The sequence below is a fragment of the Streptomyces sp. cf386 genome (assembly GCF_900103585.1).
Lineage (GTDB): Bacteria > Actinomycetota > Actinomycetes > Streptomycetales > Streptomycetaceae > Streptomyces.
Genome location: NZ_FNHV01000015.1, coordinates 21,476 through 35,459, shown reverse-complemented (window position 1 = coordinate 35,459; position 13,984 = coordinate 21,476). Strand labels below are relative to the sequence as shown.

The 13,984-nt window shown below is 71.8% G+C and carries 15 protein-coding genes; 6 read left to right on the top strand and 9 right to left on the bottom strand.

Annotated elements, in window-relative coordinates:
- The first annotated feature begins 7 nt into the window (after positions 1–7).
- Positions 8–442 carry a DUF6299 family protein gene (locus BLU79_RS32775; RefSeq protein WP_093909610.1) on the top strand — a complete coding sequence of 145 codons (435 nt, stop codon included), beginning with the start codon at positions 8–10 and terminating at the stop codon, positions 440–442.
- A 65-nt stretch (positions 443–507) separates the two neighbouring features.
- On the opposite strand, the gene BLU79_RS32770 is transcribed toward BLU79_RS32775, so the two are convergent.
- Both BLU79_RS32770 and BLU79_RS32765 read right to left on the bottom strand, forming a co-directional pair.
- Positions 508–1,287: an enoyl-CoA hydratase/isomerase family protein gene (locus BLU79_RS32770; protein ID WP_093909609.1), complete on the bottom strand. Its 780-nt coding sequence runs from the start codon at positions 1,285–1,287 to the stop codon at positions 508–510.
- Positions 1,284–2,264: an NAD(P)-dependent oxidoreductase gene (locus tag BLU79_RS32765; protein WP_305657772.1), complete on the bottom strand. Its 981-nt coding sequence runs from the start codon at positions 2,262–2,264 to the stop codon at positions 1,284–1,286. The genes BLU79_RS32770 and BLU79_RS32765 overlap by 4 nt, the downstream gene beginning before the upstream one ends.
- 121 nt (positions 2,265–2,385) lie before the next feature.
- Here BLU79_RS32765 and BLU79_RS32760 point away from each other — a divergent pair, with 121 nt between their 5' ends.
- From BLU79_RS32760 to BLU79_RS32750, 3 genes are all read left to right on the top strand, one after another.
- A complete protein-coding gene (locus tag BLU79_RS32760) occupies positions 2,386–2,976 on the top strand; it encodes a TetR/AcrR family transcriptional regulator (RefSeq protein WP_093909608.1) in 591 nt (196 codons plus the stop codon).
- A gap of 87 nt (positions 2,977–3,063) precedes the next feature.
- Entirely contained in the window at positions 3,064–3,759 is a 696-nt protein-coding gene (locus BLU79_RS32755) for a M24 family metallopeptidase (RefSeq protein WP_093909607.1), read from the top strand.
- A gap of 72 nt (positions 3,760–3,831) precedes the next feature.
- Positions 3,832–4,767: a LysR family transcriptional regulator gene (locus tag BLU79_RS32750; protein ID WP_093909606.1), complete on the top strand. Its 936-nt coding sequence runs from the start codon at positions 3,832–3,834 to the stop codon at positions 4,765–4,767.
- Positions 4,768–4,784: 17 nt separating this feature from the next.
- Here the strand turns inward: BLU79_RS32750 and BLU79_RS32745 are convergent, their stop codons facing one another.
- Genes BLU79_RS32745 through BLU79_RS32715 form a run of 7 tightly spaced genes read right to left on the bottom strand, consistent with a single transcriptional unit; the run spans position 4,785 to position 11,839 of the window.
- The gene (locus BLU79_RS32745) at positions 4,785–5,372 is read right to left on the bottom strand and encodes a TetR/AcrR family transcriptional regulator (protein ID WP_093909605.1); all 588 of its coding nucleotides are present in this window, start codon (positions 5,370–5,372) and stop codon (positions 4,785–4,787) included.
- A gap of 33 nt (positions 5,373–5,405) precedes the next feature.
- Entirely contained in the window at positions 5,406–6,578 is a 1,173-nt protein-coding gene (locus BLU79_RS32740) for a pyridoxal phosphate-dependent aminotransferase (protein WP_093909604.1), read from the bottom strand.
- Between the two features lie 25 nt (positions 6,579–6,603).
- Positions 6,604–7,854 carry an SDR family NAD(P)-dependent oxidoreductase gene (locus BLU79_RS49340; RefSeq protein ID WP_256333539.1) on the bottom strand — a complete coding sequence of 417 codons (1,251 nt, stop codon included), beginning with the start codon at positions 7,852–7,854 and terminating at the stop codon, positions 6,604–6,606.
- A gap of 50 nt (positions 7,855–7,904) precedes the next feature.
- Positions 7,905–8,906, bottom strand: coding sequence for a 5-oxoprolinase subunit C family protein (locus tag BLU79_RS32730; protein WP_093909603.1), 1,002 nt, complete (start codon positions 8,904–8,906; stop codon positions 7,905–7,907).
- Positions 8,903–9,634, bottom strand: a complete 732-nt coding sequence (locus BLU79_RS32725; protein WP_093909602.1) for a 5-oxoprolinase subunit B family protein — start codon at positions 9,632–9,634, stop codon at positions 8,903–8,905. Before BLU79_RS32725 ends, BLU79_RS32730 begins: the two co-directional genes overlap by 4 nt.
- Positions 9,635–9,644: 10 nt before the next feature.
- The gene (locus BLU79_RS32720; RefSeq protein ID WP_093909601.1) at positions 9,645–10,451 is read right to left on the bottom strand and encodes a 5-oxoprolinase subunit PxpA; all 807 of its coding nucleotides are present in this window, start codon (positions 10,449–10,451) and stop codon (positions 9,645–9,647) included.
- 35 nt (positions 10,452–10,486) lie between these two features.
- Positions 10,487–11,839, bottom strand: coding sequence for an MFS transporter (locus BLU79_RS32715; RefSeq protein ID WP_093909600.1), 1,353 nt, complete (start codon positions 11,837–11,839; stop codon positions 10,487–10,489).
- A gap of 228 nt (positions 11,840–12,067) precedes the next feature.
- Here BLU79_RS32715 and BLU79_RS32710 point away from each other — a divergent pair, with 228 nt between their 5' ends.
- Both BLU79_RS32710 and BLU79_RS32705 read left to right on the top strand, forming a co-directional pair.
- Positions 12,068–12,703 (top strand): RraA family protein, encoded by a 636-nt coding sequence (locus BLU79_RS32710; RefSeq protein ID WP_093909599.1) that lies wholly within the window; start codon positions 12,068–12,070, stop codon positions 12,701–12,703.
- Positions 12,703–13,779, top strand: a complete 1,077-nt coding sequence (locus BLU79_RS32705) for a D-2-hydroxyacid dehydrogenase (protein ID WP_093909598.1) — start codon at positions 12,703–12,705, stop codon at positions 13,777–13,779. Before BLU79_RS32710 ends, BLU79_RS32705 begins: the two co-directional genes overlap by 1 nt.
- Positions 13,780–13,984: the final 205 nt, after the last annotated feature.

Sequence of the window (13,984 nt, the reverse complement as noted above, 5' to 3'; positions counted from 1 at the left end):
TCATCCCATGCCCCTGCGCCCCGCGCTCGCCACCGCCGCCTGCGCCGCCCTGCTCCTGCTGGTCGCCGCCCCCGCGGACTCCTCGGCGCTCGCCGACCCCGAGGAGACCGTGACCGTCGACTCCAAGGGCCTCATGTCCGCGGACGGCACCGTCACCCTGTCCGGCACCTACCGCTGCGTCGACAGCGTGGGACCGGTGTTCGTGAGCTCCTCCGTCGGCCAGAAGTCCGAGACCGTCCGGTACGCCATCGGTGGCACCTCCGCCGTGTGCGACGGCAAGCTGCACCGCTGGGCCAACAAGAGCAAGCCGTCCCCGACCACTCTCAAGCACGGCAAGGCGGACGTCGAGGCCACCATCGTGGAACTCCACCCCGTGGGCATCCTGCCCCTGCCCCGCTTCCACGCGGCGCTGAAGGAGGACATCACCCTGAAGAAGGCGTAGGCGGTATCCCGCTGCGGCACGACGCGCACCGCGTCTCTGCCGGTCCGGAGGGGCGCGGTGGGGCATCACCACTCGGCGGGGCGCCCCTTGAGCTGCTGCCAGTAGCGGCGGTGCGCCTGCCGGGCCCGGTCGCTCGTCATGCCGCCGGGCAACTCCTCGTCCAGCGGGTCGGCGAGTTCGGCGATGTCGCGCAGGGCGGCCGCCTGACAGGCCCGCTTGGTGAACGCGTACTGCTCGATGCAGTCCTCGGGTGTTCGCTCGGCGACGGCGACGGCCCGGTCCAGGAGGTCGTCGGCCGACGCCAGCTCGTGCACCATGCCCAGAGCGTGCGCCTGCTCGGGCGTGAAGATCTCGCCGAGCAGGCAGGCCCGGGAGGCGACCGGCTCGCCCCAGGCGTGGGCGAGCATACGGACGTACACGGCGGGCATGGGGATGCCGATGGGCACTTCGTTCAGCCCGAACCGCGCCCCCTGCGCCACCGCCACCCGGTAGTCGCACACGGCGGCGGTGATCAGTCCGCCGGCGAAGGCGTGCCCATTGACCGCGGCGACCATGGGGCGCGGGTAGGTGAACAGCCGCATGTTCGTGGCCCGGTAGTCCTGGAACCAGGACGCGACGGCCGCCGGACCGCTCGCGAGCAGGGGGAAGTTCTCGCCGAGGTCGAGACCGGCGGAAAAGCGGGTGCCGGTACCGGTCAGGACGACGGGGGAGTCGGCGTGGTCGCGTTCGAGCCGGTCGAAGGCGTCGTGCAGGTCGGCGAAGAAGGCGCGGTTCTGCGCGTTCACCGGGTTGGTCGTCATGGTGACGACGGCGACACGGCCGCGCCGCTCGATCGTCCAGCTCATGCGTGCTCCTCCGGTCGTGCGGGCGCGGACGGTCGTACGGCTCCGGAAGGCCGTACGACCACGGAGTCCCCGTCGGTCCGAGCCTCCAGCGCCCGCAGTACGGCCACCATGTCCTCGCCGCCGTGGCCCCGCGCCACCGTCTCCTGGAAGAGACGGTGGCAGACGTCGAGGAGCGGGGAGGCCAGGTCGGCCTTGCGGGCGGCCTCGGCGATCAGCCGGTTGTTCTCCAGCACGTTGGTGACGGCCGCCTGGACGGTGAAGTCGCGGGCCAGCAGTTTGGGACCCTTGACGCGGGAGACGGCGCTGGCCATCGGGCCCGCGTCCAGGACGTCCCGGAGCAGACGCTGATCGAGACCGTGCCGGTCGGCGAAGTGGAACGCCTCGGCGAGCCCGGTGACCAGGGTGATCAGGAACAGGTTCACCGAGAACTTCATCAGCAGCCCGCCCGGGACCGGGCCGCAGTCGAACGTCTCCCGGCACATGGGGGCGAGCAGGGGGCGTACGGCCGCCACGGCGTCGTCGTCACCCGCCGGCATCCCCACCAGTTCGCCCCGCTCGGCGGGCACGCGGGAGCCCGAGACCGGGGCCTCGACGTATGTCCCGCCCGCCGCCCGGATGTCGTCCTGCAGGCTGCCCGAGTACTCGGCCGAGGTCGTGCCCATGTGGACGACGGTGTGTCCGGCGACGCGTGCGGCGAACTCCGGAGTGCCGCGCCCCAGCACCGCGTCGGTGGCGGCCTCGTCGGCCAGCATGAGGATCACGGTGCCGGCCCGGTCGAATACCTCGGCGGGGCTCGCCGCGACCTGGGCTCCGGCGGCGCGCAGGGGGTCGCACCGGGCGGGGGTGCGGTTCCACACGACGAGGGGTGTTCCGGCGCGGGCGAGGTTGAGTGCCATGGGCTGACCCATGACCCCAAGGCCGACGAAACCGACGTACGCGCCTACGTCCACGATGCACCACCACTCTCGGTCGGCCACGAGCCAGGCCTATGACAGCGGTCATAGTAGCCGACCCCTATGACAGCGGTCATAGGATGGATGCCGGAGGGTTCGCCGAATGGCGTGCATGGCGTGAATTGGACGAATGGGGAGGTCGAGGATGTCCGGACGCGGCCCGCGTGAGCGGATGGTCTTCAGTGCGGCCCAGCTCATCCGGCGCGACGGGGTCGCCGCCACGGGGATGCGCGAGGTGGCCGTGCACGCCGGTGCGCCGCGCGGTTCGCTCCAGCACTACTTCCCCGGCGGCAAGGAGCAGTTGGTCAACGAGGCGGTGGGGTGGGCGGGGCGTTACGCGGGCAACCGTGTCGGACGCTTCCTCGCCGCGCTGCCCGAGCCGACGCCCAGCGGGCTGTTCGGCGAGATGGTGCGGCAGTGGACCGACGAGTACACGGCCGTCGGCTTCGCGGGCGGCTGCCCCGTGGCCGCCGCCACGGTGGACTGGGCCGAGTCCACGGCGTCCACGCGTGAGGCCGCGGCGTCCGCCTTCGCCACCTGGACCGGCCCGGTGGCGGAGGCCCTGGCCGACATGGGCGTGCCCGGGGAACGGGCCGGTGCGCTGGCCACGCTCATGATCAGCGCTCTGGAGGGCGCCCTCCTGATCGCCCGCGCCGAACGGGACGTCCGCGCCCTGACGACCGTGGCCCGGGAACTCGGGCCGCTCCTCGACGCGGCGGTGGGCAAGGGCGACTGACCGGTCGTCCTGAAGGTGACTCCCGGCGCACGGCGATCGACCAGATCCCGGTTGCCGGGTAACGATCTCGCGACCTACCTTCGGGCCATGGCGGACGATGACGAACCCACGCGCGCGGCAAGGCTGTTGGATGCCCAGGCGAAGGCCGAGCGGCTCTTCGCGGAGATCGAGGAGCGCGGGCTCGTCGCGCCGGGGGAGGGGGAGCGGGCTGTCAGCGACCTGGTGCGGGATCTGGCGAACGAGCTGTTCGGGACGACCCGGCACTGGCACAAGCGGATCGTGCGCTCGGGGCCGAACACGTTGCTGCCGTACCGGGAGAACCCGCCGGACCGGCTGATCGGGGCGGACGACATCGTGTTCGCCGACTTCGGGCCGATCTTCGAGGAGTACGAGGCCGACTTCGGGCGGACCTTCGTGCTGGGCGAGGACCCCGTCAAGCGGCGCCTCGCGGACGATCTGCCGAAGGTCTTCGCCGCCGCGAAGCGGTTCTTCGAGAGCGACCCCGACATCACCGGCAAGCGGCTGTACGCCGAGGTCGAGCGGCTGGCCGCCGAGGCCGGCTGGGAGCTGGGCGGCTGGCACGCCGGGCACCTGGTCGGGGAGTTCCCGCACGAGTGGATCGACGGCGCCGACGTGGAGTCGTACATCGCACCCGGCAACGACACCCCGCTGCGGCGCACCGACAAGGCAGGGCGCCGCTGCCACTGGATCCTGGAGATCCATCTCGTGGACCGGGGGCGGGAGTTCGGCGGGTTCTACGAGGAACTGCTCACGCTCGGCTGACCGTCGGCTGACCTCGTACTTACGATGCGATGTCCCAGGCCCTGCCCCCGCGGTCGCCCTCGGAGGTCGTGCATGCTGCTGCGTCAGCTGGAGTACCTGGTAGCGCTCGCCCGCGAACGCCACTTCGTGCGCGCGGCGGCTGCCTGCTACGTCTCCCAGCCGTCCCTGTCGGCCGCGATCCGCCGGCTCGAACACGAACTGGGCGTGCCGATCGTGCGGCGCGGCCGACGCTACGAAGGGCTCACCCCCGAGGGCGAGGTGGTGCTGGCGTGGGCACACCGCATCCTCGCCGAACGCGACGGACTCCGACAGGAGTTGTCGGCGCTGCGCGACGGGCTGACCGGCACCCTGCGCCTCGGCGTGGTCCCGACGGCCCTGCCCACCGCGTCCCTCCTGACGACCCCGTTCTGTGAGCGCCACCCGCGGGCCAGGGTGAGCATCGAGTCGCTGTCCTCGGCCGAGATCAGGCACGGGCTGGCCGAGTTCGAGCTGGACGCGGCGATGACGTACCTCGACGACGACGCGCTGGGCGGCGGACTGCGCCGGCTGCCGCTGTACGAGGAGCGGTACGTCCTGCTCACCCCCGTCGACGGCCCGCTCGCCACCGCGGCCACCGCCCGCTGGGCGCAGGCGGCCGACCTCCCGCTGTGCCTGCTCGGGCCGCGTATGCGCAACCGCCGCATCATCGACGAGTGCTTCGCGGCCGACGGCGCCACCGCGGCGCCCGCGATCGAGTCGGACAGCGTCGCCGGTCTGTACGCCCATCTGCCGGGCGGCCGTTGGTCCAGCGTGATCTCGCACGCCTGGCTGCACATGTTCGGTGTACCCGACGGCATGCGCGTCGTCCCCCTGGACGGCCCCGCCCACGGACCGCGCGTCGGCCTGGTCACCGGCCCCGACGACCCGCCCTCCGTCCTCGCCGGCGCCCTGCTGACGGTGGCCCGGCAGGCGGACGTACGGCAGGCGCTGGACGAACTCCTGCGCACCTACCTCGATGGGCACGGGTGACGGCCGCCGACCGCGCTTCAGTCGTCCCTCCGGTCCGGGGCCGTCGACCAGCCGATGAGGGCGCCGCGCAGTGCGGCCACCAGGCGGGAGGCGGCCTCGTCCTCGGTGCGTCCGCTCTTGATGAGGTCGAGGATGTCGCGGGGGTCGAACAGGGCGTTCCACAGGTACAGCGCCTCGTCGCCCAGGTCGCCGAGTCCGAGGTCCTCGGTGGTCTGCCGCAGCGGCTCGGTGAGCGCCTCGGCCTGCGGGACGAGATAGCCGGTGCTCTCGCGCAGCCGCTCCAGGTAGCCGCGGTGCGAGCGCATCTGGGCCATCGCTCCGCCGTGTTCGAGGACGAGCGACACCCAGTAGCGGGACACCGCCTCCAGCCGCTGCATACCGCGGGTGGTCTGCCGTGCGCTGAAGTCGCGCAGTTCGGAGCCGACCTGGGCCCGGAAGGCGTGCAGGATCTCCTCGACGGAGGAGAAGTGCCGGTAGGCCGTCGCGGTGGACACCTCGGCGTGCTTGGCGATCTCGGCCAGGCTGACCGGGGTCGGCGAGTTCTCGAACAGCACCGCCGCGGCCTTGATGAGCTGCCTGCGGTTGCGCTGGGTGTCACTGCGCATGGGTCGACTCCCCCGTTGCATACGAGACGGCGTTCACTGAAGGGCCGAGAGACCGTGAGCCAGTCGGCGGACGCCCTCGGTGATGGACTCCGCGTCGGCAGCGTACGACAACCGCAGGTGCCCCTCGCCCCGGGCGCCGAACTCGCTGCCGGGCCGGACGGCCACGCCGTATGTCGTACGCAGCGCTGCCACCACCTCGGTCGAGGGCAGGTCGAGGTCGTAGCGCGGGAACTGGTAGAACGCGCCCTCCGGGGAACTCAGAGTGAGTCCCGGGATCTTGGCGAGTTCGGTCCGCATGAGCTCGCGGCGGCGCTCGTACTCCGCCCGCATCCGCGCGATGTCGGCGGCGCAGGTCCGCACGGCGACGAGCGCGGCGTCCTGGGCGACCGTGTTCACCGAGCCGTTGAAAGTGTTGTGGATGCGCGCGGCGGCCTGGATCAGCGGCGACGGGCCCCAGAGGTAGCCCACCCGCCAGCCGGTCATCGCGTAACTCTTGGAGAAGGTCTGGCAGTAGACCGTACGGTCGCGCAGGCCGTCCAGCGAGAGCGCCGACGTGAACGGCCGGCCGGTGAAGTCCAGGTCTGCGTAGGCCTCGTCGGAGATGACTACGGTGGACGTTCCGTCGAGCATCTCGGCGAGCGCCTCCAACTCGGCGCGGCTGTGCACGATTCCGGTCGGGTTGCCCGGGTTGCAGAACACGAAGAGCTTCGCCCCGGCGAGCGCGTCGGCCAGCCGGTCGAGGTCCCAGTGCAGGTCGGGGGCGAGCGGGACGGGGACGACGACACCGCCGGCCATGCTCACCAGGTCGGCGTAGAGGGAGTACGTCGGGTCGGGGATGACGACCTTGTCGCCGGGGTCGACGATGCCGAGGATCGACGCGGCGAGCCCGGCGGTGCCGCCCTGCGTGACCAGGATGTCGGCGGCTGAGACGGCCGTCCCGGCGATACCGCCGAGCTTCTCGGCGAGCGCCTCACGCAACGCCGGTTCGCCCAGCAGCGGCGAGTAGTGGGTACGCCCGGCACGCAGCGCGGCGTCCGCGGCCTCGGTCACCTGCGCGGGCGTGTCGAAGTCGGGCTCGCCCATGGCGAGGGACACGAGATCCCCTCCGGACTGCGGCTGCTGCACCCGACGCGAGGCAGCGGCGATCCGGGCGACGGCCGCGGCAGGCGCGAATGAGAGCGGCGGGGTGGTGACGGTGGGCGACATGCGCTCCTCCTGGAAGCGGGGGTGGTCAGTCCTGGGGGCGGGCGTCGGTGGGGTGGGGCTGGGGTGTGGGGTCGGTGGGCCGTACCTGGTGCTCGGGTTCGGCCGGGCGGGCTTGAGGCGTGGTGCCGGTGGGGTGGGGCTGAGGTGTGGCGTCGGTGGGCCGCTCCCGGCGCCCGGTGCCTGTGGGACGGATCTCGGGCGCGGTGTCGCCGGGACGGATCTCAGACGCGGTGTCGGCGGGCTGGACCTGCGCTGTTGGGTCGGCGGGCTGTACCTGCGCCTTGGTGTCGGCGGGGCGGGCGTGCGCCGCGGTGTCGGTGGGCTGGACCTGCCCCGCGGTGTCGGCGTGGTGGACCTGCCCCGTGATGTGGGCGTGGTGGACCTGCCCCGTGATGTGGGCGGTGTCGGCCTCGGCCGCCGTGCCGCTGGGGTGGACGTGTGTCGAGGTGTCGGTCGGGGATGCCGTGCCGACGGATCCGACCCGCGTCGCCGGGGCGTCGGCCGGAGCACCCGTCCTGCGGCTGATGTCGAGGTCGGCGGACGTGTCGCGCTGACGGGTCGGGGCGACGACGATCTCCTGGAGTACCACTCGCTGGGGGAGCGTGACCGCGAGGCGGATGGCCTCCGCCACGTCCTCCGGGCGCAGCATGTGGGCGCGTTCCTCGGTCGCCGGCGGCCGGGCGCGGTTGTCGAGGATCGGGGTGTCCGTCTCGCCGGGCAGCACGGTGATGGCGCGCAGGCCCTCGTTGCGGAAGGTGTTGTGCAGGAAGGTCATGAAGTTGCGGACCCCCGCCTTGGCCGCGCCGTAGGCCGCTCCGCCGAGCAGGTTGGGGTTGACGGCGGCGAGCGAGGAGACCGTGACGATCGTTCCGCCGCCGCGGCCGAGCATGTCGGGCAGCACGGCCTGGGTGAGCTGGAAGACCGCCGTGAGGTTCACGTCCAGGACCTGGCGCCACTCCTCGTGCGGCAGCCACTGCGGGTTGAGCACCGACGACGCGCTCCCCGCGTTGTTGACGAGGACGTCGACCGGGCCGAGTCGGTCGTGGATCCGGTCGACGAGGCGGGTCACGTCGTCGGGGCGGGTGATGTCGGCCGCGATCGCGTGGGCGGTGCCGCCCTCGGCGCGGATGGCCGCCTCGGCCTTGTCGAGCGCCTCCTGCCGGCGGCCGACGAGGACGACGGCGACGCCGTCCCGGGCGAGCAGCCGGGCCGCCTCGAACCCGATCCCGCTGCCGGCGCCTGTGATGAGCGCGGTCCTCGTCACGGTCCTCGTCACTGTTCCTCCTCCGAGTGAGACGCCCGTATCAAGTGAGAATACTTTCTCATTCAGTGTTGGATCAAGTGCGCCGAGGGCTCGAAGCCCAGCGCGCCGAACGCGTCGGCCGTCGCCCGCTCCAGCACCCGCAACTCGCCCTCCCGCCGCGCGAACCGCCGCACCGAGGTCTCCCGGTCGACCCACCGGAACCGCAGCTCCCGCCCCGGCCCGGCCTGCCCGAGCAGCGGAAGGGACGCCCGCGAGGCGACCCCGACGATCGGATAGCCCGCCGTCAGGCTCCGATACCGGCCGAGGACGATCAGCTCGTCCGCGTGCGGGATCTGCAGGGCCCCGATGGGAACCCCGTGCGAGACGATCTCCGTGTCCGAGTCCGGATGGCGCACCGGTCCGTCGAGGCGCAGGCCGACATGGTTCGAGCGGCCCGTGACGACGTACGACGACTCCGCGATGAGCTCCCGGACCCCGGGGATCGCCTGGATCCCGTGGCTCTCGACGACGTCGATCACCCAGGGCCCGTCCGGACAGCGCAGCACGGGGACGGGGAGCCGGAAGAGTGGGGGAGTGAAGTGGCTGCGCCGGAATCCCCGGAAGCCGGACTCCAGGCAGACGCGTGACCCCAGGGACTGCGTGAACCCCATCCGCGCGTCCGGGGCCGCGCTGCCCAGCAGGGTCTCGGTCGTGAGGACCCCGTTGACCGCGAGATAGGTCCGGGCACCCAGGCCGACGTCACCGCGGACCCGTAGCTCCTGGCCCGCCGGCACCACCACCGGCGACCAGCTGTCGACCGGCGCACCGCCGACCGTGACCCGGGCGGGCCCGCCGGTCACGGCGACCAGGACGTCCGCATCGGGCACGAACGCCGGCTCGCCCCCGAGGTTCTCGATCAGCGTCGCCCCGCGCGGGTTGCCCACGAGGACGTTCGCCACGGCCGCCGAGTGCTGGTCGGCGGCGCCCCCGGTGGGGACGCCGCGGCGTTCGGAGTCCCGGCGGCCGAGATCCTGGAACGTCGTGATCCACCCCGTACCGGTGATGTCGAGGCCCACCGTCGTCATGCCGGCACCTCCGTAGGCAGCAGAAAGCTCGCGTCCAGTGCCGCCGCCTCGTCCCGTGTGACGGGCACGAACCGCACGATGTCGCCCGTGCCGAAGGACACCGGCTCCGGGCGCGAGATGTCGACGATGGTGTGCGGGGTGCGCCCGACCACCCGCCAGCCGGTCGGTCCGGGGAACGGCTGGATGATCGCGTTCGTACCGGCCACCATGATCGCCCCGGGCGCCACATCGGTACGTGGCTCCGCGCGCCGGCGTACCGGTCGGGGCACCCGGAGCCCGTCCATCATCGGGGCCATCGCCGCGCCCAGCAGCGAGATCGTGAACGTGGACTGGGCGATCGCCTCGACCACTTCGGCCGGCGCGAGCCCCACCTCCTCGGCGACGGCCGCCAGATCGGGTCCGGTCTCCTCGTCGAAGACGACGGGAATGGCGAACCGCAGCGCCGTACGCGGCCGGAGCGGCTCGTGCACGGGCAGGCGCCGCGCGAGCAGCCGTACGGCGTACTCCACATGCGTCGGCGCCGTCTGCAGCGGGTCGAACTCGACGAGCAGCGACTCCAGGCCGGAGACGACGTCGAGCACACCGTGCGGCCGGTCCGCCAGGAACCGCTCGCGGAAGGCAACGATCGCCGCCCTGCGCAGGGCCGGGTCGGGATGCGGAACGGTCACCATCACCGCCGAGTCCCCGAAGGGCTCGACGGTGACGGCGGGGAACTGTGCGGTGGCCATCGAAGCGCCCTCAGACCGCCACGTTCGCCTTCTCGGCCAGCACGTCCTTCAGACCCGTGACCCGGACGTCCGCCTTCCCCAACGCGGCCCGCAGCGCGGTGCCGTTGGCCAGGACCTTGGGGTGGTCGCCGTGCAGCAGCAGGACGTCGACGTCGTGGCCGAGGGGGACGACATTGCCGTCGACCGAGCGCACCGTGCCCTCCAGCGTGACCTGCACGCACCGCTCGCCGATGACCTCGGGGTCGTAGATCAGGCCCTGCTCGTGCGAGCGCGGCACGGGCATGCCGTCGTCGCCGTAGCCGCGGTCGGCGAGGAAGACGTACCCCACGTCCAGGCCGCGCTTGCGCGACTCCTCGGCGAGCAGGCCGCGTTGACAGATGACGATGTAGTCCGTGTTGTACGCGGCGATCGCGTCCGTGATGGCGCGGGCGTGCTTGGCGTCGGTCTGGGCTATCGATCCCATACGGCCATGAGGGGCGACGTGGCTGATCGTGCCGCCGTGCACGCGCGCGAAGGCGTCGAGTGCGCCGAGTTGGTAGACGACGTCGGTGCGGATCTCCTCCTCCGACGCCTCGATGAGCCGGCGGCCGAAGCCGACGAGGTCGGGGTAGCCGGGGTGGGCGCCCAGTTCGATGCCGCGGGCCACACAGTCGGCGACGGTCCGATCCATGATGCGCGGGTCACCCGCGTGGAAGCCGCAGGCGATGTTGGAGGCGGTGACGAGGCCGAGCAGGGCCGCGTCGTCGCCGATCGTGTAGTTGCCGAAGCTCTCGCCGAGGTCGGCGACGACCGCCACCGAGTGGGTTCCGGATGCCATGGGGTGTCTCCCAAAGTGCGGTTCAGAAGGACGGTTCAGTGGGACGCGAGCGGCCGGCCCTTGGTCTCCCGCAGGAAGCCCACGGTGACCAGGGTGATCGCGGCGGTGATGATCGAGGCGAACGCCGGGATCAGGTTGGATCCCGTCGACTCGATGAGCTCGGTCATCACGAGCGGGGCGCTGCCGCCGAAGATGATCGTCGAGACGCTGAACCCGATGCTGTACGCGGAGTAGCGCACGCTGGTCGGGAACATCTCGGCGAGCACGGTGTGGACCACGGCCGCGTGGCCGGAGAACGCCATCGCGAGCACGACGGTGCCGATACACGCGAGGCCGAACTCGCCGGTGGTGATGAGTAGGAACATCGGGTACGAGACCAGGCCCATGGCGACGGCCGAGCCCGCGAGCACGGGCTTGCGGCCGATGCGGTCCGACAGCCGGGCCATGAGCGGGATGCTGATCACGATGGCGACCAGGCTGCACGCGGTGACCATGAGCGCCCGCACCATCGAGAAGTTGTGCTCGCCGAGCGAGGTCTTCAGGTACGTCGGCATGTAGACGAACAGCAGGTAGTAGCCGGGGCCGTTGAGCGCGGGCAGGAAGATGGTGAGCGCGATCGCCTTCAGGTGCCGCCTGGAGGTCAGTGCCTCTCTGAGCGGGTTGCGGGCGACGGTCTTCTCCTCGCGCAGGGCCGTGAAGTGCGGGGTCTCCTCCAGCCGGCTGCGGATGTAGAAGCCGACGTAGCCGAGCGGGACCGCGAGCAGGAACGGGATCCGCCAGGCCCAGGAGGTCATCGCGTCGTCGCCGAGCGTGGTGATGAGAATGGCGGAGAGGGTGCTGCCGAACATGAGGGCCACGAACGAGCCGACGGCGATGAAGCTCATCATGTAGTTGCGGCGCGCGTCCGGGGCGTACTCGCCGACGAAGGACATGGCGCCCGCCACCTCGCCGCCCGCCGAGAAGCCCTGCAGCACCCGGAGCAGGACCAGCAGGGCGGGTGCGGCGACTCCGATGACGGAGTGGGAGGGGATGAGGCCGATCGCGGCCGTCGCCCCGGAGATGAGCACCAGGAGGGTGGCCAGCAGCGTCTTGCGGCCCAGCCTGTCCCCGAGGTATCCGCAGATCACGCTGCCGAAGGGCCGTGCGAGGAAGCTGATCAGGAAGCCGACGTTGGTGAGGAAGAGCCCTCCGGCCTCCGCCTCGCCCATGATGTTGAGTGCGAGATAGGTCACGAGCAGGCCGTAGATGCCGTAGTCGTACCACTCCACGAAGGAGCCGATGGCGCCTGCGACGGTGGCCTTGCGGACGACTTTGTCCTGTGCGGTGACGACGTCGACCGCTCTCTCCGAGTGGTCCGACGTGATATCGAGCCGATCTGACGTTGCCATGGGCTCACCTTCGCCAAGTTGCGAGCTGAATCGCGAATGAGAATAAGTTCGCATTCTCGGGGTGGTCAAGGGCTGGAGTTGCGTCCGTGTCAACCTTCCGATTCCGCCATGTTTCCGTGGTCGTTGCAGCTGATTCGGCGGTTGTGGCCCCTTGTTCGGCGGCTCGGATGGATGCAGACTGGCATCTCAAAACGCGAAGACTTTCGCATTTCAGGGAAGGGGCCTGCGATGACCCAGGACAACGTGCGCGTCAGCACGGGGTGGGGCCGTGTCGACCGGCACGTGCTCGACCGGTTCCGTGAGCACTCCGTGGCCAACCTCGGCGACGCCCTCGACCGGCTGAACATCGTCGACGGAGGCATCGCGCCCGTCTGGCACGGGGCCAGGGCCGTCGGCACCGCGCTCCCGGTCCTGACCGTCGCGGGCGACAACAAGGCCGTGATCGCCGCGCTCGACCACATCCGCCCCGGCGACATCGTCGTCATCAACGCCTTCGGCTACGAGGGGCGCGCCATCATCGGCGACAACCTCGCGCAGCGGTTCGACGTGTACGGCGCCGTCGGCGCGGTCGTCGACGGCTATGTGCGCGACGGCGCGATCATCGAGAAGCTCGGCGTGCCCGTCTTCGCACGCGGGCTGACGCCGGCCGGTCCCTTCAAGAACGGGCCGGGCACCATCGGCGACCCCGTCGCCGTCGGCGGGGTCGTGGTCAACCCCGGCGACATCGTCGCCGCCGACGCCGACGGCGTGATCGTCGTCCCCCCGCACCGCGCCGAGGAGGCCCTCGCGGCGGTCGAGGCGATCGTCGCCCGCGAGGCCGACCTGGACGCCGAGGTCGAGGCACTGCGGAAGCGGGCCGCCTGATGCCGACCGCCCCGCGCGGCGCCCGACCGGCCGACCGGCTGCGCGTCGCGGTCGCCGCGCCGCTGTCCGAGGAGAACCGCGCCCGCATACGGCAGCTGGAGCCGCGGATCGACCTCGTCGTCGACCAGGCCCTCCTCCCGCCGATGCGCTGGCCCGCCGACTTCGCCGGCGATCCGACCTGGCGGCGCACGCCCGCACAGCAGCGCGCCTACGAGGCCGCCCTCGACGGTGCCGACGCGCTGTACGGCATCCCCGACGTGGACCCGTCCGCCCTTGCCCGGACGGTGCGCGCCAACCCGCGGCTGCGCTGGGTGCACACCATGGCGGCCGGCGGCGGCAGCCAGGTCCAGGCGGCGGGACTCGGCGCCGAAGAGCTCGACCGGATCGTCTTCACCACCTCGGCCGGGGTGCACGGACAGCCCCTCGCCGAGTTCGCCGTCTTCGGAGTGCTCGCCGGTGCCAAGGACCTGCCCCGCCTCGGCCGTCAGCAGCGCGACCGCGAGTGGAGCGGGCGCTGGACGATGAAGCAGGTGAGCGAGCAGACCGTGCTCGTGCTCGGCCTCGGCGGGATCGGACGGGTCGTCGCCGCGAAACTGCACGCGCTGGGGGCGAGGGTCATCGGCACGAGCAGGAACGGCGTCGGCGCCCCGGGCGTGTCCGACGTCGTCCATCCCGGGCGGCTGGCCGAGGCGGCACCGACGGTGGACGCCGTCGTCAACACCCTCCCCGGCACCGCCGCGACCGAACACCTTCTCGGCAAGGGGTTCTTCGACGCCCTCCGGCCCGGCGCGACCGTCGTCAACGTCGGCCGCGGAACCGTCGTCGACGAGGCCGCCCTGATCGACGCCCTCGACAGCGGCCGGGTGGGCTTCGCCGCCCTGGACGTCTTCGAGACGGAACCGCTGCCCGACGACAGCCCCCTCTGGGGCCACGACCGCGTCCTGGTGAGCCCCCACACCGCCGCCCTCAACGCCGCCGAGGACCGCCTCATCGCCGAACTCTTCGCGGCCAACGCCACCCGGTTCCTCGACGGCCGCGACCTGCTCAACCGCGTGAACACCGTCGAGTTCTACTGACCGGTTGCCCAAAGGGGCCGCCGGGCGAACCGGCCGTTCGCTTCCCCGCTCCCCACGGTCTCAGGGCCGTACGCTTCCCCAGCCCCCGCGCTCTCAGCACCCGTTCGGGCGGCTATCAGGGGCGCGCAGACGGCGACCAGGGGCGCACCGACCCGGCAACGGGCCTCGGTTCGCCCTCGTGAAGCCGGTGTCCGGCCTGGCAGAG

Bases quoted from the DNA above. Each gene is read 5' to 3' on its own strand.
- BLU79_RS32775 (WP_093909610.1), top strand. From the start codon at position 8: ATGCCCCTGCGCCCCGCGCTCGCCACCGCCGCCTGCGCCGCCCTGCTC.
- BLU79_RS32770 (WP_093909609.1), bottom strand. From the start codon at position 1,287: ATGAGCTGGACGATCGAGCGGCGCGGCCGTGTCGCCGTCGTCACCATG.
- BLU79_RS32760 (WP_093909608.1), top strand. From the start codon at position 2,386: ATGTCCGGACGCGGCCCGCGTGAGCGGATGGTCTTCAGTGCGGCCCAG.
- BLU79_RS32755 (WP_093909607.1), top strand. From the start codon at position 3,064: ATGGCGGACGATGACGAACCCACGCGCGCGGCAAGGCTGTTGGATGCC.
- BLU79_RS32750 (WP_093909606.1), top strand. From the start codon at position 3,832: ATGCTGCTGCGTCAGCTGGAGTACCTGGTAGCGCTCGCCCGCGAACGC.
- BLU79_RS32745 (WP_093909605.1), bottom strand. From the start codon at position 5,372: ATGCGCAGTGACACCCAGCGCAACCGCAGGCAGCTCATCAAGGCCGCG.
- BLU79_RS32740 (WP_093909604.1), bottom strand. From the start codon at position 6,578: ATGTCGCCCACCGTCACCACCCCGCCGCTCTCATTCGCGCCTGCCGCG.
- BLU79_RS32730 (WP_093909603.1), bottom strand. From the start codon at position 8,906: ATGACGACGGTGGGCCTCGACATCACCGGTACGGGGTGGATCACGACG.
- BLU79_RS32725 (WP_093909602.1), bottom strand. From the start codon at position 9,634: ATGGCCACCGCACAGTTCCCCGCCGTCACCGTCGAGCCCTTCGGGGAC.
- BLU79_RS32720 (WP_093909601.1), bottom strand. From the start codon at position 10,451: ATGGCATCCGGAACCCACTCGGTGGCGGTCGTCGCCGACCTCGGCGAG.
- BLU79_RS32715 (WP_093909600.1), bottom strand. From the start codon at position 11,839: ATGGCAACGTCAGATCGGCTCGATATCACGTCGGACCACTCGGAGAGA.
- BLU79_RS32710 (WP_093909599.1), top strand. From the start codon at position 12,068: ATGACCCAGGACAACGTGCGCGTCAGCACGGGGTGGGGCCGTGTCGAC.
- BLU79_RS32705 (WP_093909598.1), top strand. From the start codon at position 12,703: ATGCCGACCGCCCCGCGCGGCGCCCGACCGGCCGACCGGCTGCGCGTC.